This window comes from Duganella sp. GW821-FHT07F09 (genome assembly GCF_059418705.1).
The window spans coordinates 18,854-40,079 of the sequence record NZ_JBWKQJ010000015.1 but is presented as its reverse complement, the minus strand read 5'-3'; the positions used below and the strand labels follow the sequence as shown (position 1 = coordinate 40,079).

At 66.0% G+C, this 21,226-nt stretch carries 17 protein-coding genes and 2 riboswitches; of the genes, 11 read left to right on the top strand and 6 right to left on the bottom strand.

Annotation, left to right across the window (positions count from 1 at the left end; translation table 11 throughout):
• Nucleotides 1-143 precede the first annotated feature (143 nt).
• Both AC07P1_RS29725 and AC07P1_RS29720 read left to right on the top strand, forming a co-directional pair.
• Entirely contained in the window at nt 144-2,009 is a 1,866-nt protein-coding gene (locus AC07P1_RS29725) for a methyl-accepting chemotaxis protein (protein WP_494699219.1), read from the top strand.
• Nucleotides 2,010-2,179: 170 nt separating this feature from the next.
• A complete protein-coding gene (locus tag AC07P1_RS29720; protein WP_090313919.1) occupies nt 2,180-2,374 on the top strand; it encodes a hypothetical protein in 195 nt (64 codons plus the stop codon).
• A 106-nt stretch (nt 2,375-2,480) separates the two neighbouring features.
• On the opposite strand, the gene AC07P1_RS29715 is transcribed toward AC07P1_RS29720, so the two are convergent.
• Complete coding sequence (locus AC07P1_RS29715; protein WP_494699218.1) at nt 2,481-3,041, bottom strand: ATP-dependent Clp protease proteolytic subunit; 561 nt, start codon at nt 3,039-3,041, stop codon at nt 2,481-2,483.
• Between the two features lie 139 nt (nt 3,042-3,180).
• Nucleotides 3,181-3,278, top strand: a riboswitch (glycine riboswitch).
• Between the two features lie 44 nt (nt 3,279-3,322).
• Nucleotides 3,323-3,445: riboswitch (glycine riboswitch) on the top strand.
• A gap of 75 nt (nt 3,446-3,520) precedes the next feature.
• Here AC07P1_RS29715 and gcvT point away from each other — a divergent pair.
• The 3 genes from gcvT to gcvP all read left to right on the top strand — a co-directional run bounded on the left by gcvT (nt 3,521) and on the right by gcvP (nt 8,091).
• Nucleotides 3,521-4,648 (top strand): glycine cleavage system aminomethyltransferase GcvT, encoded by a 1,128-nt coding sequence (gene gcvT, locus AC07P1_RS29710; protein ID WP_494699217.1) that lies wholly within the window; start codon nt 3,521-3,523, stop codon nt 4,646-4,648.
• Between the two features lie 46 nt (nt 4,649-4,694).
• Nucleotides 4,695-5,075 (top strand): glycine cleavage system protein GcvH, encoded by a 381-nt coding sequence (gcvH, locus tag AC07P1_RS29705; RefSeq protein WP_315212774.1) that lies wholly within the window; start codon nt 4,695-4,697, stop codon nt 5,073-5,075.
• Nucleotides 5,076-5,196: 121 nt separating this feature from the next.
• Nucleotides 5,197-8,091: an aminomethyl-transferring glycine dehydrogenase gene (gcvP, locus tag AC07P1_RS29700; protein ID WP_494699216.1), complete on the top strand. Its 2,895-nt coding sequence runs from the start codon at nt 5,197-5,199 to the stop codon at nt 8,089-8,091.
• 110 nt (nt 8,092-8,201) lie between these two features.
• Here gcvP and AC07P1_RS29695 read toward each other — a convergent pair whose 3' ends face one another.
• Complete coding sequence (locus tag AC07P1_RS29695) at nt 8,202-9,830, bottom strand: methyl-accepting chemotaxis protein (protein ID WP_494699215.1); 1,629 nt, start codon at nt 9,828-9,830, stop codon at nt 8,202-8,204.
• Nucleotides 9,831-9,842: 12 nt separating this feature from the next.
• Nucleotides 9,843-10,292: a cache domain-containing protein gene (locus AC07P1_RS29690; protein WP_494699214.1), complete on the bottom strand. Its 450-nt coding sequence runs from the start codon at nt 10,290-10,292 to the stop codon at nt 9,843-9,845.
• Nucleotides 10,293-10,416: 124 nt separating this feature from the next.
• Here AC07P1_RS29690 and AC07P1_RS29685 point away from each other — a divergent pair, with 124 nt between their 5' ends.
• A complete protein-coding gene (locus AC07P1_RS29685) occupies nt 10,417-10,755 on the top strand; it encodes a DUF6677 family protein (RefSeq protein ID WP_494699213.1) in 339 nt (112 codons plus the stop codon).
• Between the two features lie 55 nt (nt 10,756-10,810).
• Nucleotides 10,811-11,227, top strand: coding sequence for a cupin domain-containing protein (locus AC07P1_RS29680; protein ID WP_494699212.1), 417 nt, complete (start codon nt 10,811-10,813; stop codon nt 11,225-11,227).
• Nucleotides 11,228-11,260: 33 nt separating this feature from the next.
• Here the strand turns inward: AC07P1_RS29680 and AC07P1_RS29675 are convergent, their stop codons facing one another.
• Complete coding sequence (locus AC07P1_RS29675; protein ID WP_494699211.1) at nt 11,261-11,512, bottom strand: hypothetical protein; 252 nt, start codon at nt 11,510-11,512, stop codon at nt 11,261-11,263.
• Between the two features lie 156 nt (nt 11,513-11,668).
• Between AC07P1_RS29675 and AC07P1_RS29670 the strand changes: the two genes are divergently transcribed.
• From AC07P1_RS29670 to AC07P1_RS29655, 4 genes are read left to right on the top strand one after another with little or no spacing between them, the layout of a single operon-like run.
• Complete coding sequence (locus AC07P1_RS29670; protein WP_494699210.1) at nt 11,669-12,130, top strand: DUF421 domain-containing protein; 462 nt, start codon at nt 11,669-11,671, stop codon at nt 12,128-12,130.
• A 22-nt stretch (nt 12,131-12,152) separates the two neighbouring features.
• The gene (xth, locus tag AC07P1_RS29665; protein ID WP_494699209.1) at nt 12,153-12,938 is read left to right on the top strand and encodes an exodeoxyribonuclease III; all 786 of its coding nucleotides are present in this window, start codon (nt 12,153-12,155) and stop codon (nt 12,936-12,938) included.
• Complete coding sequence (locus AC07P1_RS29660; protein WP_494699208.1) at nt 12,938-13,708, top strand: histidine phosphatase family protein; 771 nt, start codon at nt 12,938-12,940, stop codon at nt 13,706-13,708. The genes xth and AC07P1_RS29660 overlap by 1 nt, the downstream gene beginning before the upstream one ends.
• On the top strand, nt 13,705-14,583 hold the full coding sequence (locus AC07P1_RS29655) for an NAD(P)H-hydrate dehydratase (RefSeq protein ID WP_494699207.1): 879 nt from the start codon (nt 13,705-13,707) through the stop codon (nt 14,581-14,583). The genes AC07P1_RS29660 and AC07P1_RS29655 overlap by 4 nt, the downstream gene beginning before the upstream one ends.
• Before the next feature lie 158 nt (nt 14,584-14,741).
• Here AC07P1_RS29655 and AC07P1_RS29650 read toward each other — a convergent pair whose 3' ends face one another.
• Both AC07P1_RS29650 and AC07P1_RS29645 read right to left on the bottom strand, forming a co-directional pair.
• Entirely contained in the window at nt 14,742-16,409 is a 1,668-nt protein-coding gene (locus tag AC07P1_RS29650; protein WP_090313935.1) for a peptide chain release factor 3, read from the bottom strand.
• A 124-nt stretch (nt 16,410-16,533) separates the two neighbouring features.
• Nucleotides 16,534-21,225: a PilC/PilY family type IV pilus protein gene (locus AC07P1_RS29645; protein WP_494699206.1), complete on the bottom strand. Its 4,692-nt coding sequence runs from the start codon at nt 21,223-21,225 to the stop codon at nt 16,534-16,536.
• Between the last annotated feature and the right edge of the window lies 1 nt (nt 21,226).

Sequence of the window (21,226 nt, the reverse complement as noted above, 5' to 3'; positions counted from 1 at the left end):
GTTTGCGGGCCCTGTACCACTTTCCCCGTTCCAACAGCGGCTTTGACGAGGCGCAATGAACAAGCTTGGACTTTGCTTAACATCATCATCTGGTCCGCCCCGCGTTCCCGCCCCCGCCGCCGCTTCCCTCACCAAGGACACCCATGAAATTCCTGCATAACCTGGAAACCTCCAGCAAATTGCTGGTCGCCTTTGCCACCGTACTGGTCCTGACCGTGCTGCTGGGCCTGAGTTCGCTCTCGCGCATGGGCGAGATCAATCAGGCATCGACGCAATTGTCGGGCAGTTGGCTGCCCCAGACCATCGCCGCGTTGTCGCTGAAAAACGATCTGCAGGAATTACGCAAACTGGAGCACGTGGTTATCAGCGACAAGGCCAGTATCGAAGGTTCCGAGCAAAAACTAAGTCTCGCACTATCCGCGTTCCGTGACAATGCCGACCGGCTTGGCAGGACGGTCAACGATGCAAACGTCAAGGCCGAGGCGACCGAATTACAACGAATGGCCGTCGCCTACCTCGCCGAACACGACAAAATGATGGCGCTGGCCAACGAAGGCAAAAAGGACGAGGCGGTCGGCGTCCTCAAAGGGTCATCGCAGCCGGCCCTCGATGCGGTCAACGGCCAGCTCGACAAAATACTGTCCAGCAATATGTCGGGTAGCCAGCAGGCGGCGCGCGGCGCCGGCCAGGTCTACACGATCGCGCGCGTCACCACGCTGGCCATGCTCGGCGCCGCGATCGGCTTCGGCGCGCTGCTGGCGCTGTGGCTGGCGCGTTCGATCTCGGCGCCGCTGCGGCAGGTGATGCTGGTGGCGCAGCGCATCGCCGACGGCGACCTGAGCACCCGCATCGAGGTGCGCTCCAACAATGAAACCGGCAAGCTGCTGCAAGCGATGCAGCACATGAACGATAGCCTGACGACGATGATCGTCCAGGTGCAAAGCGGCGCGCGGGCGATCGGCCAGGCCTCCGCCGAGATCGCCGAAGGCAATCTGGACCTGTCGAGCCGCACCGAGCAACAGGCCGCCTCGCTGGAGGAAACCGCCTCGTCGATGGAGCAGCTGACGGCCACCGTCAAACAAAACGCCGAGCACGCGGTGCAGGCCAACAAGCTGGCCGTGTCGGCGTCGGCGGTCGCGGTGCGCGGCGGCAACGACGTCGAGCAGGTGGTCGGCACCATGGCGTCGATCAACGACAGCTCGAAGAAAATCGCGGAAATCATCGGCGTCATCGACGGCATAGCGTTCCAGACCAACATCCTGGCGCTGAACGCGGCGGTGGAGGCGGCGCGGGCCGGCGAGCAAGGCCGTGGCTTCGCCGTGGTCGCCTCCGAGGTGCGCAACCTGGCCCAGCGCAGCGCGGCGGCGGCCAAGGAGATCAAGAGCCTGATCGACGACTCGGTCGACAAGGTCGTGCGCGGCACGCAACTGGCCGACCAGGCGCGCCTGACAATGGACGAGGTGGTGGGCAGCGTCCAGCGGGTAACCGGACTGATCGGAGAAATCGCCGACGCCAGCGCCGAGCAGACCGCCGGCCTGGAGCAGGTCAATCAGGCGATCGCGGCGATGGATCAGGCGACCCAGCAAAACGCCGCGCTGGTCGAGCAGGCGGCGGCGGCCGCGTCGTCGATGCGCGATGAAACAGGCAAGCTGAACGAGGCGATCGGCGCGTTCGCCGTACACGACGGCGCGTACCGCGACGCAGGAACGCAGCCTTCGTTGGGCGCCGCCGCCGGCATGACGGGCGCGGCGAATATCCCGGGCGACCAGGAAATGCCGCCCTTGCCGTCCAGCACCCGGCGCGATCGGATCAAGCCGGCGCTGCCGTCGCCGGACCGGCGCGGGGACGCCCCACGCCGCCCGAGCGCCAATACCGGCCCGGCCAACAGCGCCAATGCAGGCGCCGAGGCGCGCGCCAAGACCAGCCAGGCCGGCCGCGCCGGCTCCACAAGCGGGCTCGGCAAAGCATCCGGCAAACTCAGCAATGAAGTGGAGTGGGAAGAGTTTTAAGGTCGAGTGCGAGGCATGCTCCTACAGTGCCCCAAGACGCACTCCGATAGCAAGTGCCTGAGCGAAAACGCATCATTGCCCTACCAGAAACGCGTACCGTCGCCAGTCCTTCCAGTAGGCACGGCGCGCTTTTGGCGAGTACGTTCTTTCACTTTCACAAAGGAATTAAAATGAACTCGAATCAAAAAGGCGGCAGCAGCAAGCAAGGCTCCAATCAGGGCAGCAGCAAGCAATCGGGCGACCAGGGTTCTTCCAGCGGCTCGCGCTCCGGCACCCAGGGCGGCACACATGAGCAACATGTGGAAGCCGGCCGGCAAAGCCACAAAAATGACGGCAACAAACAGACGGGCAACAAAAACCGCTAATCAGGCTGCACCATAATTAGCGGCATCGGCGGCGCCTCCCTGGCGCCGCTCCGTTTTCGGCTTGCGATCCGGGCTTGCAATCCGAACTTGCAATCCGAACTTGCACTCAAATATTGGCCACGCGCTGTCCGCGCGGCGGCACGAAGTCCTTCACCGCGTTGACCATTCCCACCGCCACACCCTCGGCCGCCGTCAGGTGCAGGTCGGAATACGCATGCGTCCGCCAGTGCTCCTCGGTCAGCTGCACATGGTCGCGCAGGATCTGCTCGGTGCGGGCGTCGTCGGCCTGCAAGCCTTCGACGATGATGCGCAGCGCGTCCGGCCGGGCGCCGTGGGGGGCGCTGGCGTGCGATTTATGCACCATGAAACGCGCCGTGTCGCTGGCATAACGCTCCTCGCCGGACAGGAACAGGATCACCGCGATCGACGCCACGGCGCCGGCGTTGTAGGTGACGATCTTGATCGGCAGCTTGCTCAGGTAGTTGTACAGGCAGATGCCGTCGCTGACATAGCCGCCGTTGGACTGGATCAGGATATGGGCGGTGGTGATGCGGTCCTCCGTCATATCGGCAACGGCGTCGAAGACACGGCGCACCATGTCACTATTGACGTCGCCAGACAGGGTGAACCACGCGTGGCCCTCGTAGGAATTTTGATCTTGGCTCATGGGTGGGCTCTCGAATAGGTGTGATTTATTCTAGCAAATAGTTGTTTATATGGCGTTTTTATTGTTCGCCATTCGTGCGCGGCCCTGATTCGGCCTTGCCCGCAAGATTGACATTCAAGCCCTTCTGACATATATTCCCGAGTCTTGATCGGGAGAGGGTTGCGGGCCAATTGGCCAACGCGGCCGCCGAAGGGGCACTACCCAAAAACTCTCAGGCAAAAGGACCGATCAAGGGACCAACGCGGCCGCCGTTTGATTTTTGATCACGGCGGGATGCCAACTGGTCCAACTCTGGAGAGCGGCCGCGGCATACGCCGGCGGCCCACCGAAGGGGCGCACGGGAACCGAGTCCGGCTGGATGGCTCGCCCGTAATCTCTCAGGTACCAAGGACAGAGGGGTCTGCGATCATTGCGGAAACAGCTTTTTAGCCGTTCCTTGTATGTTCTGTTAACCCCTTTTCGATTTGGACCGAGGAATCATGACGCTCAAAGCCACCCCACTCAATAACGCACACCGCGCCGCCGGCGCCAAGATGGTCGATTTCGGCGGTTGGGACATGCCCGTCAACTACGGATCGCAGATCGAAGAACACAACGCCGTGCGCACCGACGTCGGCATGTTCGACGTCGCCCACATGTGCGTGGTCGACATCAAGGGTGCCGACGTGCGCGCCTTCCTGCGCGGCCTGCTGGCCAACAACGTCGACAAGCTGCAGGTGTCGGGCAAGGCGCTGTACTCGTGCATGCTCAACCCGCAGGGCTTCGTCATCGACGACTTGATCGTCTACTTCATCGACGAAAGCTGGTTCCGCCTGGTCGTCAACGCCGGCACCGCCGAAAAAGACGTGGCCTGGATGCAGGCGCAGAACACCGCCACCAACGGCGGCGTGACGATCACCCAGCGCAGGGATGGCGACCGCGCTAGCGCCATGGCGCTGATCGCCGTGCAAGGACCGAACGCCCGCGCCAAGGTGTGGGAAGTCATTCCAGAATCGAAGGCCGGCACCGCCGACATGAAACCGTTCAACGTCGCCTTCGCGCACAGCGCCGCCTTCGGCGAGGCGATGATCGCCCGCACCGGCTACACCGGCGAAGACGGCTTCGAGATCGGCGTCGCCGCCGACCAGGCCGAGAAGCTGTGGAACGCGCTGGCCGCCGCCGGCGTCAAGCCCGCCGGCCTGGGGGCGCGCGACACGCTGCGCCTGGAAGCGGGCATGAACCTGTACGGCCAGGACATGGACGAAACCGTCAACCCGCTCGACGCCGGCCTGGCCTGGACCATCGACCTGGTGTCGGAGCGCGATTTCATCGGCAAGGCGGCCTTGCAGGCGATGGGCCAGAACGCCCAGTTCGTCGGCCTGATCCTGCGCGAAAAAGGCGGCGTGCTGCGCGCCCACCAGAAAGTCATCGTGGCCGGCACCGACGCCGTCGGCGAGATCACCAGCGGCACCTTCAGCCCGACCATGCAGCAGGCCATCGCGCTGGCGCGCGTACCCAACGGCGTGGCCGCCGGCGACACCGTGCACGTGGAGATCCGCGACAAGAAGCTGGCCGCCTCGGTGGTCAAGCTGCCTTTCGTCCGTAACGGTAAAATCCTTGCTGTTTGATTGTTTTAGCCACCCGAATTAGCCCCCCTACCCTCTGGAGCCTTACATGAATATTCCTGCAGACCTGAAGTACACCGAATCCCACGAATGGGTACGCGCCGAGGCTGACGGCACCGTCACCGTCGGCATCACCGAGTACGCGCAAGACGCGCTGGGCGACATCGTCTTCGTCGAACTGCCGAAGGTCGGCAAGAGCTACACCGCCGGCGACGACGCCGCCGTGGTGGAATCGGTCAAGGCGGCCAGCGACATCTACGCGCCGGTGTCGGGCGAAGTCATCGCCGTCAACGAAGACGTGGCCAGCGCCCCGGAATCGATCAACACCGACGCCTACGCCGCCTGGCTGTTCAAGATCAAGCCGGCCGACGCCAGCGCCATCGACGGCCTGCTGGACGCCGCCGCCTACGGCAAGACCACCGAAGCGTAATAACGGTTCGACAGGGGCCGGCCTGGCGCCGGCCCCGCGCTAGTTTGCCTGCTTGCTCGTTTTGCCTCCCTTGCCCGCGCGCCGCGCCGGCACTTCGCATCTCTTTTGGCCCTGACAAATCATGACCCGCTCCAGCCTGACCCAACTCGAAGCCCGCGACGCCTTCATCGCACGCCATATCGGCCCCGACGCCGCAGAACAGGAAGCCATGCTGGCGGTCCTGGGCTACGCCTCGCGCGCCGCCCTGATCGACACCATCGTCCCTGCCAACATCCGCAACAAGGCCACCTTGCCGCTGGGCGCGTACACGCAGCCGATGCCGGAGCAGGAAGCGCTGAACAAGCTGAAAAAAATCGCCGGCAAGAACAAGGTCCTGAAGTCGATGATCGGCCAGGGCTACTACAACACGCTGACTCCGGGCGTGGTGCTGCGTAACATCTTCGAAAACCCGGCCTGGTACACCGCGTACACGCCGTATCAGCCGGAGATCTCGCAAGGCCGCCTGGAAGCGATCCTGAACTTCCAGCAGACCGTCACCGACCTGACCGGCATGGGCATCGCCAACGCCTCGATGCTCGACGAGGGCACCGCCGCCGCCGAAGCGATGACGCTGATCCAGCGCGTGGGCAAGTCCAAGTCGAACGTGTTCTACGTCGCCGATGACGTGCTGCCGCAAACGCGCGAAGTGGTCGAGACCCGCGCCAAGCCGCTGGGCATCGAAGTCAAGGGCTTCCACCCGGCCGAACTGTCCGGCATCGGCGACGCGTTCGGCGTGTTGCTGCAATACCCCGGCGTCAACGGCGTGGTGCGCGACTACAAGGCCGGCGTCGAGGCGGTCAAGGCCAAGGGCACGATGGTGGTCGTCGCCGCCGACCTGCTGGCGCTGACCATGCTCACGCCACCGGGCGAATGGGGCGCGGACGTCGTCGTCGGCAACAGCCAGCGCTTCGGCGTGCCGCTGGGATTCGGCGGCCCGCACGCCGGTTACCTGTCGACCCGCGACGAATTCAAACGCAGCATGTCCGGCCGCCTGGTCGGCGTCACCATCGACGCACAAGGCAACAAGGCCTACCGCCTGGCGCTGCAAACCCGCGAGCAGCACATCCGCCGCGAAAAAGCCACCTCCAACATCTGCACCGCGCAGGTGCTGCTGGCGGTGATGGCGTCGATGTACGCCGTCTACCACGGCCCGAAAGGCCTGCTGCAGATCGCCCGGCGCGTGCACCGCTACACCGGCGTGCTGGCGTCCAACCTGAAGACGCTCGGCTACACCGTCACCAACGACACCTTCTTCGACACGCTGACCGTCGCCGTCCCCAACGCCGAGCAGCTGCACGCGTCGGCCCACTCGCACGGCGTCAACCTGCGCGTGATCGACGCCTCGCACGTCGGCGTCTCGCTCGACGAGACCACCACGCGCGAAGACATCGCCCTGCTGTGGACCGTGTTCGCCCATCCGGTCGGCGGCCCGGCCCACGGCCCGGCCTTCGACACCGTCGAAGCGGCCGTCGCCGAATCGTTCCCGGCGTCGCTGGCCCGTTCGAGCGCCTACCTGACGCACCCGGTGTTCAACCGCTACCACTCCGAAACCGAGATGCTGCGCTACCTGCGCAGCCTGGCGGACAAGGACCTGGCGCTGGACCGCACCATGATCCCGCTGGGTTCGTGCACCATGAAGCTGAACGCGACGTCCGAGATGATCCCGGTCACCTGGCCCGAGTTCTCCAACATCCACCCGTTCGCGCCGGACAGCCAGACCATCGGCTACCGCGAAATGATCGCGCAGCTGGAAGAGATGCTGTGTGCGGTGACCGGCTATGCCGCCATCTCGCTGCAACCCAACGCCGGCTCGCAGGGCGAATACGCCGGCCTGCTGGTGATCCAGGCCTACCACCAGTCGCGTGGCGAAGGCCATCGCAACATCTGCCTGATCCCGTCGTCGGCGCACGGCACCAACCCGGCATCGGCCAACATGGTCGGCATGCAGGTGGTGGTCACCGCCTGCGACGCCAACGGCAACGTCGACCTGGCCGATTTGAAGGCCAAGGCCGAACTGCACTCGAAGAACCTGGCCGCCGTCATGGTGACCTACCCTTCGACCCACGGCGTGTTCGAGGAAGGCATCCAGGAGCTGTGCGAGATCATCCATTCGCACGGCGGCCAGGTCTACATCGACGGCGCCAACATGAATGCGCTGGTCGGCGTGGCCGCCCCGGGCGCGTTCGGCGGCGACGTCTCGCACCTGAACCTGCACAAGACCTTCTGCATTCCGCACGGCGGCGGCGGTCCGGGTGTCGGCCCGATCGGTGTCGGCGCCCACCTGGCCAAGTTCCTGCCGAACCAGCGTTCGAACGGCTATATCCGCGACAACGCCGGCATCGGCGCGGTCAGCGCAGCGCCATACGGCTCGGCCAGCATCCTGCCGATTTCGTGGATGTACATCGCGATGATGGGCGCCGAAGGCCTGACCGCCGCGACCGAAACCGCGATCCTGAGCGCCAACTACATCGCGCGCCGCCTGTCGCCGCACTACCCGGTGCTGTACTCGGGCCACGACGGCCTGGTGGCGCACGAGTGCATCATCGACCTGCGCCAGCTGCAGGACGCGACCGGCATCAGCAACGAGGACGTCGCCAAGCGCCTGATGGACTTCGGCTTCCACGCGCCGACCATGAGCTTCCCGGTGCCCGGCACCTTGATGATCGAGCCGACCGAGAGCGAATCGAAGGCCGAGATGGACCGCTTCATCGACGCCATGATCGCCATCCGCGGCGAGATCGCCAAAGTGGAGAGCGGCGAATTCGACAAGCTGGATAATCCGTTGAAGTTCGCGCCGCACACCGCCGAGGTGCTGACCGCCGACAAGTGGGAGCATAAGTACAGCCGCGAAGTGGCGGCCTATCCGGTGCCGTCGCTGCGCAAGCAGAAGTACTGGCCGCCGGTCGGCCGCGCCGACAACGTCTACGGCGACCGCAACCTGTTCTGCGGCTGCGCGCCGATGAGCGACTACGAGTAATTGACGGCACGCGCACCGGCCGGGAGCGCGTGCACGAAGATGAAACACGTAGGGCGGATTAGCGCGCAGCGCGTAATCCGCCGTGAGCCGCCACCGGCCTGTGAGTGCGCTCAATTCCTAATCGACGCCAGCCGCAGGCGCACTACCCGCGGCGAGCCCGGTTGCTGGGGGACGTTCGGCTCCTGCCCTTCCTCCAGCTTGAACATCGCCACCGCCTCCGACAGATTGAGCGCCTGCCGCTGCAAGCCCGTGGAAGCCGCCGCCGCCTGGCGCACCAGCGCCAGATTCTGCTGCGTCACCTGGTCCATCTCGAGGATCGCCATGTGCGCGCCCTGCAAGCCCTGGGCCTGTTCGGCGCTGGCCTCGCTGATCTGGCCGATGATGTCGCCCACCTGCTGCACCGAGGCCACGATCTCCGCCATGCTGTCGCCGGCCTCCTCCACCGAGCGCGCGCCGCCCTCGATTTCGGCCACCGACTCCGCGATCAAGGCCTTGATCTCGTGCGCCGCCGTCGCCGAGCGCTGCGCCAGGGTCAGCACCTCGCTGGCCACCTGGGCGAACGCTTCGCCTTGGGCGCCGGCCCGCGCCGCCTCCACCGCCGCGTTCAGCGCCACCAGATTGGTCTGGAACGCCAGCCCGTCGATGACGCCGACGATGTCCACCACCTTGCGCGAACTGCCGCGTATCGACGCCATCGTCACCACCAGCCGCTGCACCACGCTGCCGCCGCGCACCGCGAAGTTGGTGGCGCAGCGCACCAGCTGATTGGCCAGTTGCGCGTTGTTCGCCGTCTGCGCGACCGTGGAGCTGAGCTCACGCATCGCGCCGCTGGTCTCCCCCAGCGAGCTGGCCTGCCTTTCGGCGCGCTGGGTCAGATCGACGCTGCCTTGAACCACGGAGCGCGAAGCGGAGTCCATCGACTCGGCCGACGCCAGTATCGTCTTGAGGGTGGTGTTCAGGTTGCGGATGCTGGTGTCGAGAGCGCGCGAGGTCTCGGAGATCTCGTCCCTGCCGTAGACCCGGTTCTTGACCGTCAGGTTGCCCTCGGCCAGATCGATCGCCGCCGCGCCGATCTCGCGCACCTCCTTCAGCAACGCGTTACGCACCGCCATCGTCACCAATAGCGACAAGATAATTGATATCGCTACCATGATCGGCATCCAGACCGACACGCTGGTGAACTCCGCTTCCGCCTCCGTGAAGGCGCGCTCGCTGAGCGACTGTTCGAGCCTGGACAGCTCGTCGAGCCGCTGCGACACCACGTCGAACGCCCGCTCGGCCTTGAACATGGCGTTGGCGGCCATCGAATGATCGGCCATTCCCAGCTCGATCACATCGGCGATGGCCTTCACATACTGGGCATGCGCGGCCTGCGATTGCACCACGAAACGGCGCTCGGCCGGACTCGATTGGGTCACCATCTCCAGCTGCGCGAACTGGCGGTCCAGCGCCGCGTGGCGGGTGTGGATGTCGCGCACCAGCGCGTCGATGCGCGGCGGCGCGAAGCTGGCGTTGATCCATGTGAGCAGCTGGTAGATTTCAGTGTGCGCGCGGTTGGCGCCGGCCACCAGGTCGGCGGTCGCCTTCAGGCGCACCGCGCGCTGCTGCACCATGTTTTCGAGCGAGGCGTTTTGCCGCACCATGCCGAGGTAGGCCCCGGCCGACAGGCAAATCAACAAGATCAGCACCACACCTGGCGCCAACAACAGTTTGGGACCTATACGAAGTTTGCTAAGCATGACATTGACCGGTCAGTGTTTGTAGATGCCCGCTTCCAGCGCCACGTCGTCCACCCGCAGCACGTAGGTGCTCTTGGGTGCGACCTTGCCGGTTGCGGGATTGCGGAATTTGTAATCGACCCACCCTTTGCCGCTGCCCTTGGCCACGGCCACCATCTCGTGGCGGAAGGCCTTGCCGTCGGCGTCCGGCACGTCGAGGAAATCCTTGCCGATCAACGCCGTGGTGGGATGGGCGATGGTGATGCCGCGCATGTCGCGCATCGCCAGATAGAGCGCGCCCTGGTTGAACAGCGGGTCCTTGCGGTTGATGCGGGCGATCATCTCCGCTTTGCCGTAGGTTTTGATGAACAGCGCGCCCTTCTCGGCCAGCGCGATGGCATCCTTCTCGCCGGGCTCGGCGTTGGCGGCGACGTTGACCGATAGACAGCTTAGCAATGTGACGATTCCGAATATGGCGCGCATGATTTTCCCCCGCAGGTAACATGCTGTAATCTACGCCTCGTACTCCCACGCAATCTTGCGTTGTCTCAACTTGGCGCCAGCCCTACCAATAAACAACAGCCACAAGGAACGGAACCACGCACGCATGATGAAATCCACTACCAAGGCGGCCCTGGTGTCGGCGCTGATCTTTCCCGGCCTCGGCCATCTGGTGCTGAAAAGGCCGCTGCGCGGCTGCCTGTTCATCGTGCCGGCGCTGCTGGCGATCGGCTTCCTGCTGCGCACCACGCTGGAATTGGCCGCTACCCTGGTCGACGAGATCAACAGCGGCAAGCTGGCCATCGATCCGTTCGACATCATCGCGCGCGTCCACGCTTCCGGCGTTGACAATCCGGCCACCAACGCCGCCTCGCTGGTGATCCTGTTGTGCTGGATCGGGTCGGTGGCCGACGCCTATTGGCTGGGGCGGCGCGGACAGGCGTAGAATCGAACGGCGCTCCCGCGCTCCGAGGTTCAATCCATCACAGAAAGGATACGCCATGAGACAGCCGCCGCTTCCCCGCCCCTACCCGAAGATCCTGCCGATATTGCTGCTGGCCGCCAGCGCCGTGACGGCGACCGCGCTGGCGCAATCGTCGGCCATCCGCCGCACGGTGATTCAAAAAGGCGACGTCTCGGTGCCGGGACGCGAGGCCGTCGTCGCCCGCGTGGAGCTGGACAAGGGCGCGACGGCCGGGCGCCATTCGCACCCGGGCGATGAAATCGGTTATGTGATGGAGGGCGAAGCGGATTTGATCGTCGACGGCGAAGACCCGCGCCGCATCAGGGCCGGCGAGTCGTACATCATCCCGGCCGGCACCGTGCACGACGCCGTCAACGCCGGTCCCGGCACGCTCAAGCTGGTGGGCGTGTTCGTGGTCGACAAGGGCAAGCCGCTGGCGACCGCCGCCAAGTAGCGCGAGCGCCTGCGCGGCCCCTTGCGGCCGCGCCTATTGTTCCTCGGAAGGCTGGTCCTCGTTCTTGAAGGCGCCGCGAATATTGGTGGCGACCAGGCATAGTTGAAGCGCGATCAGCGCGTACGCCCCGTCGTGCAAGCCCCACAACACCCACAGCACATTGCTGGCAAGAAAACACCAGAACCCGACCTTGCGTCGGGTGTGTTGGGTGGACGCGACCAGCCACGCGGCGAGCACCGTCACCGCCATCGCTGGCCACTGCAAGAAATCGATCCAATCGGGCATGCTCACAGCTTATGGGTTCGGCACCCCACCCTATGTGCGCTGCCTCACCGCCGCCGCGATTTGACTCAGCACCAGGGCGCCATGGCTGCGGCGTGCTGCATATAATGCAATGAAATCGCCGGAACGAAGCGGCCGAAAATCGTACGGGAGAAAAGCATGTTCGACATGGAATTGCCGTGGTGGGAATTCGTCTTGCGCGCGAGTATCGTGTATATCGCCTTGCTGGTCATGATGCGCTTTTCCGGCAAGCGCACGGTGGGCCAGTTCACGCCGTTCGACCTGCTGGTGGTGATGCTGCTGAGCGAGGCGGTATCGTCGTCGCTGTCCGGCGGCGACGACTCGATCCCCGGCGCATTGATCCTGGCGCTGACACTGATCGTGCTGAATGTGGCGATCGCGCTCGCCACCTCGCGCAGCGAAAAGATCGCCGCCATCATCGACGGCGAGGCGGTGCTGCTGGGACGCGACGGCCAGGTGTTCCAGGACGCGATGCGCCGCAACCACGTGGCCAAGGGCGACGTCGACCAGGCGCTGCGCGAGGCCAACTGCGCGCAGGATAAAATGAAATGCATATTCCTGGAGGCGAACGGCCAGATCACCGTCCTCCACGACGAGTAGCCCACAAAACACAAGGAGATCCATGCGCATCGCCACCTTCAACGTCAACGGCATCGGCAGCCGCCTGCCCGCCCTGCTCCAATGGCTGCACGAAACGCAGCCGGACGCCGTCTGCCTGCAGGAGCTCAAAGCGCCGCAGGAAAAATTCCCCGAGGCGGCGATCAACGAAGCCGGCTACCAGGCCATCTGGCACGGCCAGAAAAGCTGGAACGGCGTCGCCATCCTGGCGCGCGGCGTGGCGCCGATCGAAGTCGGGCGCGGCCTGCCGGGCGATCCGGACGACGAACAAAGCCGCTACATCGAAGCGGTCGTCAACGGCGTGCTGATCGCCGGCCTGTACCTCCCCAACGGCAATCCCGCCCCCGGACCCAAGTTCGACTACAAGCTGAAATGGTTCGAGCGGCTGATCACGCACTCGGCGCGCCTGCTCGACAGCGGCGCGCCGACGGTGATCGCGGGCGACTTCAACGTCATGCCCACCGAGCTCGATGTCTACAAGCCGGAACGCTGGGTCGACGACGCGCTGTTCCGGCCCGAGGTGCGCGAAGCCTTCCACCGGCTGCTGGCGCAGGGCTGGACCGACGCGCTGCGCACCATGCATCCGGGCGAGACGATCTACACGTTCTGGGACTACTTCCGCAACGCCTATGGACGCAACGCCGGGCTGCGCATCGACCACCTGCTGCTCAGTCCCGACCTGGCGCCGTCGCTGAAGGCGGCGGACGTCGACCGCGACGTGCGCGGGCGGGAAAAACCCAGCGACCACGCGCCGGTGTGGATCGAGCTCGATATCGACGGAGGCAAGTGATGGAGCGCGAACAAAAATGGCCCGATCAAATCTGGCTGGTGCGGCACGGCCAAAGCGCCGGCAACGTCGCGCGCGACGCCGCCGAAGCGGCATCGCAGTTCCTGATCGACATCGCCGAGCGTGACGTCGACGTGCCGTTGTCGCAGCTGGGCGAACGCCAGGCGCAGGCGCTGGGCGGCTGGTTCCGCGCGCTCGGGCCGGACGGCCGGCCGACGGTGGTGCTGTTCTCGCCGTACATCCGCGCGCGCGCGACGGCCAGCGCGGTGCTCGATCAGCTGGGGCGCGAGAACCTGAGCACCGTGGTGGCCGACGAGCGCCTGCGCGAAAAGGAGTTCGGCATCCTCGACCGCCTCACGCCGCTGGGCATCCGCGACAAATACCCGGAGCTGGCCGAGCAGCGCCAGCACGTGGGCAAATTCTATTTCCGGCCGCCGGGCGGCGAAAGCTGGTGCGACGTCATCCTGCGCCTGCGCAGCACGCTCGACACCATCAGCCGCGAATACCGGGGCGAGCGGGTGCTGATCGTCGCGCACCAGGTGATCGTCAACTGCTTCCGCTACCTGCTCGAGCGGCTCGACGAGGAAGGCATCCTGGCGATCGACCGCATGGGCGACGTGCCCAATTGCGGCATCACCGAATACCGCTACGACCCCAAGGCCGGCAAGCACGGCAAGCTGGCGCTGGTGCAGGCCAACTTCGTCGCGCCGCTGGAAGAAACCGGCACGCCGGTCACCCACCAGCCGGACATGCCGGCCGCGCCCAAATCATGAGCGCCGGAGTTGCCATCACAGCCGGGTCGCTGCGGGACTGGAAGCTGCCCATGCCGGGTGCCGATGCCGACAAGGAGGTGCGCGGCCATGTGTTGATCGTCGCCGGCTCGCGCGAGATGCCGGGGGCTTTGCTGCTGGCGGCGACCGCCGCGCTGCGGGCGGGCGCGGGCAAATTGACCATCGCCACGGCGGCCAGCGTGGCGCCGCAGCTCGGCGTGGCGCTGCCCGAGGCGCGTGTGATCGGATTGGGCGAGACGCCCGATGGCGGCCTGGTGGCCGATGGATGCGCGAGTTTGTTCAAGGCGTGCGAGCGCGCCAGCGCGGTATTGATCGGTCCGGGCATGCAGGACGAGGCGGCCAGCGCGGCGCTGGTGCGGGCGTTGCTGCCGCATTGCGCGCACGCGCCGCTGATATTGGATGCGGGCGCCATGTGCCTGGTGCGCGACGGGTTCCGCTTCGATAGTCCGGTGCTGCTGACGCCACACGCGGGTGAGCTGGCCGGGCTGACGGGGGATGAAAAGGAGGATATCGCGGCGCGGCCGGAACTGGCGGCGCAGGGGGCTGCGGGCAATTGGCGGGCGGTGGTGGCGCTCAAGGGGGCGGTGACGATCATCGCGGACCCTTCCGGCAGGTGGTGGCGTCATGAGGGGGGTAATACGGGGTTGGCGATCTCGGGGTCGGGCGATGTGCTGGCGGGGTTGATCGCGGGCCTGGCGGCGCGCGGGGCGGCGTTGGAGCAGGCCGCCGCGTGGGGCGTGGCCTTGCATGCGATGGCCGGGGAGCAGTTGTCGCTGCGGCATGGGCCGCTGGGGTATCTGGCGCGCGAGATCAGCGGCGAGGTGCCGGCGTTGTTGCGGGCGCTCGCGGCGCATTGAACCCCGCGCCAACCTCGGGGACACGTAGGCGGATCAGGCGGAACGCCTTAATCGGCCATCTATGCGCCGCCGACGGAGCGTGCATGGCCGATTACGCTGCGCTAATCCGCCCTACGTGTCTCCGTGGTGGGGCGATACCGTGGTGTCGTCTGCCGGCGTTAGACCAGCTTGGCCGAGTGCTCGCGCGTCGCATGGAACTTCAGCTTCGGCCAGCGCTCCTCGGTCAGCCGCAAATTGACGCTGGACGTGGCCAGGTACGCCATGTTGCCGGCGGCGTCGTAGGCGACGTTGTGGCCCAGCGCGTTCTCGAAGTCGGCCAGCGCCTTCTTGTCGTCGCTGGATATCCAGCGCGCGCTGCTGATGCTGGTGCCTTCGAACACGGCGTCGACGCCGTACTCGTTCAGCAGCCGGCTCGCCACCACCTCGAACTGCAGCACACCGACCGCGCCCAGTACCAGCTCGCCGCCCTGCACCGGCTTGAACACCTGCACCGCGCCCTCCTCGCCCAGCTGCTGCAAACCCTTGTGCAGCTGCTTGATCTTGAGCGGATTACGAATCCGCACCGAACGGAAGAAGTCCGGCGCGAAGTAAGGAATCCCCGTGAAGGTCAACAGCTCGCCCTCGGAGAACGAGTCGCCGATCTGCATGTTGCCGTGGTTCGGCAGGCCGATGATGTCGCCGGCGTACGCCTCCTCCACCTGCTCGCGCGACGACGCCATGAACGTCACCACCGACGAGACCTTGATCTCGCGCCCCAGGCGCAAATGCTTGACCTTCATGCCGCGCTCGAAACGTCCCGAGCACACGCGCAGGAAGGCGATGCGGTCGCGGTGCGCCGGGTCCATATTGGCCTGGATCTTGAACACGAAACCGGTGAACGGCTGCTCCTTCGGATCGACCGAACGCACCGTGGCGTCGCGCTCGCGCGGCGCCGGGGCCCAGTCGACCAGCGCCGACAGGATCTCGCGCACGCCGAAGTTGTTGATCGCGGAGCCGAAGAACACCGGCGTCTGCACGCCCGACAGGAACTGTTCCAGGTCGAACGGATGCGAGGCGCCGTTGACCAGCTCCACTTCCATGCGCAACTGGTCCATCTCCAGCGGGAACATCTCCTGCAGTCGCGGATTGTCGATGCCCTTGATGATCTCGAAGGCGCCGTCGGCCTTTTCCTCACCGGCCTTGAACAGCATGATCTCGTCGTTCAGCAGGTGATACACGCCGCGGAAGTTCTTGCCCATGCCGATAGGCCAGGTCACCGGCGCGCACTGGATCTTCAACACCGATTCCAGCTCGTCGAGCAGTTCCAACGGATCGCGCGTCTCGCGGTCCATCTTGTTCATAAAGGTGACGATGGGCGTGTTGCGCATGCGGCAGACGGCCAGCAGCTTGATGGTCTGCGCCTCCACGCCCTTGGCGGCGTCGATCACCATCAGCGCCGAGTCGACCGCCGTCAGCACGCGGTAGGTGTCTTCCGAGAAGTCCTGGTGGCCGGGGGTGTCGAGCAGGTTGACCACGTGGTCGCGGAATTCGAACTGCATCACCGACGAGGCGACGGAAATGCCGCGCTGCTTCTCGATCTCCATCCAGTCCGAGGTCGCGTGGCGGCCCGATTTACGCGCCTTGACGGTGCCGGCCATCTGGATCGCGCCCGAGAACAGCAGCAGCTTTTCGGTCAGCGTGGTTTTACCCGCGTCGGGGTGGGAAATGATGCCGAAGGTGCGGCGGCGCTGCACTTCGCGCGCGATCAGCGCAGGCGTTTTGGCGCTGGCCGCCGGGGCCGCGTCGTCGTTATTTTCGGGTATTGCGGTTTCGATATCGTTGACCATTTGTTCGCGATCTAAGGCGGTTCTGCAAAACCCTCGATTTTACCGGCACTTGGCTCTGCCGTGTGAATTGTTTCACGGGCCGGCGGGACCTCGTCCAGCCCCGTGGCCCCGCTTCGGCGGACGGTCACTCGCCCCGGACGCGGCGCCAGCCCACCCGGTGCGCCTCGGCGCCGGCGTCCTCGGCGCCATCGTTGACGACCTTGCGGCCGTCGGCCAGGGTGGTGATCAGTTTCAGCTGGCCGCTCGGCAGGCGCACGATGATGAAGCCGACCGCCGCCGAGGTGCTCGACAAGGTGACGCCCGCCGGGTGGGTGCCGATCGCGTGGCCGTTGCAGACGTTGACCTGGTACAGGTTGCTCGAACCGCCCACCGAGCACGACGACGAGGACGTCGGCAAGTTGGTCACCACGTTGGCCACGCCGCTGACGATCTGCGGGTCCAGGTTCATGCGCTCGCCCGGCACCAGCGACCAGTCGAAGAACCAGCCGTCCTTTTGCGACAGGTCGACCGGATTGGTGGTGATCGCGTAACTGTTGGTGTTGCTGCCCGAGCCGAGCAGGCTGAGGGTTTGCTGCACCATCGTCGAGCCGCGCACGTTGCTGATCGGCACGCCGCTGTCCTTGAGCAGGTACAGGCTCTGGATGGCGGTGCTGGAGGTGTCCGGGATGTCGAGCAGGCGCCCGGTGCCGTACAGCACCACCCGCACGCCCTGCACGCTGGTGGAGGTCACGCCGCCGGTGCTGGTGGTCACCGGCACGCCGCACATGGTCACGTCCGGACGGGTGGTGATCGGCTTGTTGACGCCGGCGTCGCCCATCTTGATCACCGACACCGCGCCGCTGTCGGCCGTCAGGTCGAAGCGCCACATCTGCCCCTGGTTGTCGCCGCCGTAGATATAGGTCGCGCGCGGGTCGGAGCTCGGATCGTCGGAAATGGCGGTGATCTTGGCCAGCCCCGACGGCGTGGCGGCGTCGCCGGAATTGGTGCCGACCTTTTTCAGCAACTGGCCGGTGTAGGCGTCCAGGATGTACAGGTAGCCCTTGCCGTCGCCGCCGCCGACGCCGTCGGTGCCGGTGATGTTGTTATAGCCGGAGGTGACGAACACCACCCACCGGCCGTCGGCCAGGGTGCCGAATTGCGGGTTGCCGAAGGTCAGCCCCATATCCGGGTCGTTCAGCGCGCACACGGCCGGATCGGCGCAGAACTCCCACAGCTGCTTGGGCGCGCTGCCGGTGTCGGTGATGTCGAGCGCGTAGTAGCCCCTGCCCCCGCCGTTCAGGCCGGCCACCAGGATGGTCTTCCACTGCTTGCCGGCGGGCGTGTCGACCTTGACGTCGGCCACCTCGGGCGAGCCGTCGGTGGTGTACTGGTGGTTGGTGCCGTAGGTGGTGCTGGCCTGCAGGTGCAGCTTTTTCATCGTGATGCGCGGCACGTAGGCCCAGATCTCCTCGCCGGTGGCGGCGCTAAACGCATGCAGCATGCCGTCGTTGGCCGCCGCGTAGACGGTGCCGCCGCGGTAGGACAGGCTGTCGGGACTGCCGTACTTGTCCTTGAAGGCGTCGTAGTCGGCGTCCGGGTACTCGCCCAGCGGCGCGCGCACGAAGGCCGGCTTGGCCGAGGCGATGTCGCCCAGCACCAGCGGAATCGGCCCGGTGGCGCCGGCAGGCGTGTCGGAGGTCAGCGTGTAGGCGCGGAACAGGTTGTCGTCGGCGTGCTGTTGCTGGCCGCGCAGCCAGTTGACCAGGTTGTCGCCGTCGTTGACGATGGCCCTGTCGGCCGCCGACAGCAAGGTGCACTGCGACAGCGCCGCGCATTTGTTGCTGAACCAGCCGGCGGTGATGCCGCTCATATTGGAGAAGCGGAAATCGATCAGGTCGCCGCCGGCCGCGCCGGTCGGATTCATCATGTAGATGCGGCGGGTGTCGGTGGCGCCTGCCACCCGCTTGCCCAAGGTGTCGCTGGTGGTCCAGTTCGGCGTCTGGCCGACGCTGCCGTCGGTGACGTCGATTTTCTGGTCGGACAGCTCGCTGTACCACTTCACCGTGGTGAAGGTGGCCGAGAAGATATCGTTGTCGGTGCGGGTGATGTTCGGCGTCGAGGTGGCGGCGGCGGCGGCCGCGCCGGTGCGCACCTGCATGTTCGACAGCGCCTCGCTCAGGCCGCTGACCACGTCCCTGGGCTCCTGCGCGCTGAAATACTTGCCGTGGCCGTTGATGGCCGCGTGCCACAGGTCGTCGACCCGCTCCTGCACCGTGTTGGCGGTGCTGGCGGTGGCCGGGTCGGGCCAGACGTAGGCGCCGTTGCCGTTCCACGGGCAGCCGCTGGTGGCGCCGGTGATCAGGTTGTAGAAGTCGCCCCCGGTCCTGGGCGCGGTGTCGTAGTTGCGCTCGTAGGTCATGACGCCGTCCACGCCCAGGCCCAAGGTGTAGGTGCTCATGTGCAGGTGGGTGTTCTCGCCGGCGCGGGCCGGCACCGAGCCGGGACGCGTCATGTCCGGCTCCAGCGCCGGGCGCAGCGACACGGTGGTGGTGCTCGAGCCGCCGTTGTACCAGTGCAGCGCGACGTCGGCGATCGACGGCTGCGCCTGGCCCCGGCCGTCGACGCAGCCGCGCGCCTGGGTGCAGAAACGCGCCGGGTTCTCCAGGTTGTCGTTGTTGGCGACGTTGTTGGTGGTGCTGCCGTTCCAGTAGCCGTCCGTGGTCAGCACCAGGAAGTTCTGCTGGCACGGATACTGCACCACCTCCTGCCCGGCGCCGTAGTTGTAGGGCGCCAGGTTGCCGAACATGCGCCCGACGTTGTCCATCGCGGTGCGGATCGGCGTCGAGCCGGAGGTGGTGGTGTTGTACAGGTTGTTGTACCAGTTGGTGCGGGCGGTGCCGGTGAAGTCGGCCGGTTTCTGGTCGATCGCCTGGCCGGCGCCCGCGCTCGACAACCTGACGTAGCCGACCTTGTAGTTGCCGGTGATCGGCGCGAAAGCCAGGCCGACCGAGGTCTTCATCATTTGCAGGCGGCTCTTGTAGTACACATACCAGTTGGCGAAGTTGGTCATCTCCTCGTCGTAGGTGCAGCTGGTGGCGCCGGCGCAATCGACGCGGTCGACGCCCTTGGGATAGGTCTGGCCGCTGACGATGTTGACGCGCACGAAGGGATTGGGCGCGCTCGATCCGGCCGAGATGGCGGCGGTCGACACGGGGATGCCGTCGTTGACGGCGGCCTGGTAGCCGGCGGTCGCGCCGCGCGTCCAGGTCACGCCGCCCTGGTTGTCCATCGTGAAGGCGCTGATCGCGGCGGCGTTGGAGGTGGCGCCGTAGTCCAGCAGGCAAACGTTGGTGTTGTTCAGGCCGGGACACAAGGTGCTGCCGCCCAGATAGGCGCGGATGGTGCCGGCCGTGCCGATGCGCCCGGCCAGCGCGTTGGCCACGTAGGCGGCGCTGCGGTTGCGGCCCAGGTTGAAGTAACTTGGATTGCTGCCGCTGCTGCCGCCGATCAGGGTCGTCCCGCCCAGCGACAGGTTGCGGATGATGGCGTCCTGGCTGTTGGACGTATTACCGGAACTATTGAAGGTGATCACCGACGTGGCCGGCACCAGCGCGCTCACCTGCGCCTGCGGCGCGGTCACGGTCAGGCCCCATCCGGCGCGGCTGGCGTCGGTGATGGTGACGCAGCCGCTGACGGTTTTGGGCGTGCTCGAACACGTCACCGGCACCACGGCGACGATATTGTCGGCCGCCAGCGTGATGCCGAACACGCTGCAGGCCGGCACGCTCGACTGGCTGGTGGGCGTGCGCACGCAGGCATACATCTGCTTCTGCGTGGGGTTGGTGGTGGCGATGATGTTGGCCGCCAGCGCGCTGGCCACGGCCTGTTGCTTGATGGCGCTGTTGGTGCCGGTGGCGGCGGTGATGGTGGTGTTGGTGAGGCTGGTCTGGACGCCGCCGGCGTCGGTCAGGGTGACGGCGGTGATGGTCATCGAGGTCGCCGTGGCCGAGGCGCCGATGGCGATGGTGCCGTAGGCGGCCACCGCGCCGGCCGGCGCCGAATAGCTGGGATAGACGAAGGTGCCGACCCGCTTGCCCTGGCACTGCGTCAGCAGCCGGTCGCTGCACCAGCGCACCTTGACCGGCACCGGATAGCCGGCCGGCGCGGTCGCCCCCACGGCCGTCGACCGGCACACCTTCATCGTCTCGTCGGTGCAGAACTGGCCGACGCCGATGGTGTAGTAATACGGACCGGTGGTGACCGCGCTGGCGGTCTGGTAGGTGGCGTCCGGATAGGTGTAGCTGGACGTGTTGGAACGGCAGGTGCCGCCGGAACACCAGCGCAGGTCCGGGAAGCCGGTCACCAGGTTGATGTCGGCGGTGACGGCGTTGCCGGCCAGGTCGCGCTTGCTGGCGCCGAAACCGTCGCCGCTGACGACGGTCCAGCCGCTGGTGGCGGCGCGGTTCTGCTCGGCGTAGAAGCTGCCGTCGGCCTTGACCGGCACGGCGTAGCGGATCGCCGGATTGTAGTACTGCTTGTTGAAGTCAGGGCTCATGAACGGCGGATGGCCGACCGCGCACACGGTGGTGCCGGCCTGCAGCGAGGCGCCGCTGCGGCACAGGCTGTCGTTGACGTAGTCCGGCGTGTAGGTCTGCTCCATCGAGCCGGAGTTATCGAACAGCAGCATCAGGTTGGGCTTGACGGTGCCGGTGCCGGTGATGTTGAGCAGCGGCACCTGGGCGATCTGGGTGGCGGCCGCGCCGGCGGACGATGGCGCCAGCGCCAGGGTCAAAGCCAAGGCCAAGGCCAGCGCCAACGAAAAGATGTGTTTGTTCATG

Bases quoted from the DNA above. Each gene is read 5' to 3' on its own strand.
- gcvT (WP_494699217.1), top strand. From the start codon at position 3,521: ATGACGCTCAAAGCCACCCCACTCAATAACGCACACCGCGCCGCCGGC.
- AC07P1_RS29650 (WP_090313935.1), bottom strand. From the start codon at position 16,409: ATGGTCAACGATATCGAAACCGCAATACCCGAAAATAACGACGACGCG.
- gcvH (WP_315212774.1), top strand. From the start codon at position 4,695: ATGAATATTCCTGCAGACCTGAAGTACACCGAATCCCACGAATGGGTA.
- AC07P1_RS29675 (WP_494699211.1), bottom strand. From the start codon at position 11,512: ATGCCCGATTGGATCGATTTCTTGCAGTGGCCAGCGATGGCGGTGACG.
- gcvP (WP_494699216.1), top strand. From the start codon at position 5,197: ATGACCCGCTCCAGCCTGACCCAACTCGAAGCCCGCGACGCCTTCATC.
- xth (WP_494699209.1), top strand. From the start codon at position 12,153: ATGCGCATCGCCACCTTCAACGTCAACGGCATCGGCAGCCGCCTGCCC.
- AC07P1_RS29685 (WP_494699213.1), top strand. From the start codon at position 10,417: ATGATGAAATCCACTACCAAGGCGGCCCTGGTGTCGGCGCTGATCTTT.
- AC07P1_RS29660 (WP_494699208.1), top strand. From the start codon at position 12,938: ATGGAGCGCGAACAAAAATGGCCCGATCAAATCTGGCTGGTGCGGCAC.
- AC07P1_RS29670 (WP_494699210.1), top strand. From the start codon at position 11,669: ATGTTCGACATGGAATTGCCGTGGTGGGAATTCGTCTTGCGCGCGAGT.
- AC07P1_RS29645 (WP_494699206.1), bottom strand. From the start codon at position 21,225: ATGAACAAACACATCTTTTCGTTGGCGCTGGCCTTGGCCTTGGCTTTG.
- AC07P1_RS29715 (WP_494699218.1), bottom strand. From the start codon at position 3,041: ATGAGCCAAGATCAAAATTCCTACGAGGGCCACGCGTGGTTCACCCTG.
- AC07P1_RS29725 (WP_494699219.1), top strand. From the start codon at position 144: ATGAAATTCCTGCATAACCTGGAAACCTCCAGCAAATTGCTGGTCGCC.
- AC07P1_RS29655 (WP_494699207.1), top strand. From the start codon at position 13,705: ATGAGCGCCGGAGTTGCCATCACAGCCGGGTCGCTGCGGGACTGGAAG.
- AC07P1_RS29680 (WP_494699212.1), top strand. From the start codon at position 10,811: ATGAGACAGCCGCCGCTTCCCCGCCCCTACCCGAAGATCCTGCCGATA.
- AC07P1_RS29690 (WP_494699214.1), bottom strand. From the start codon at position 10,292: ATGCGCGCCATATTCGGAATCGTCACATTGCTAAGCTGTCTATCGGTC.
- AC07P1_RS29720 (WP_090313919.1), top strand. From the start codon at position 2,180: ATGAACTCGAATCAAAAAGGCGGCAGCAGCAAGCAAGGCTCCAATCAG.
- AC07P1_RS29695 (WP_494699215.1), bottom strand. From the start codon at position 9,830: ATGCTTAGCAAACTTCGTATAGGTCCCAAACTGTTGTTGGCGCCAGGT.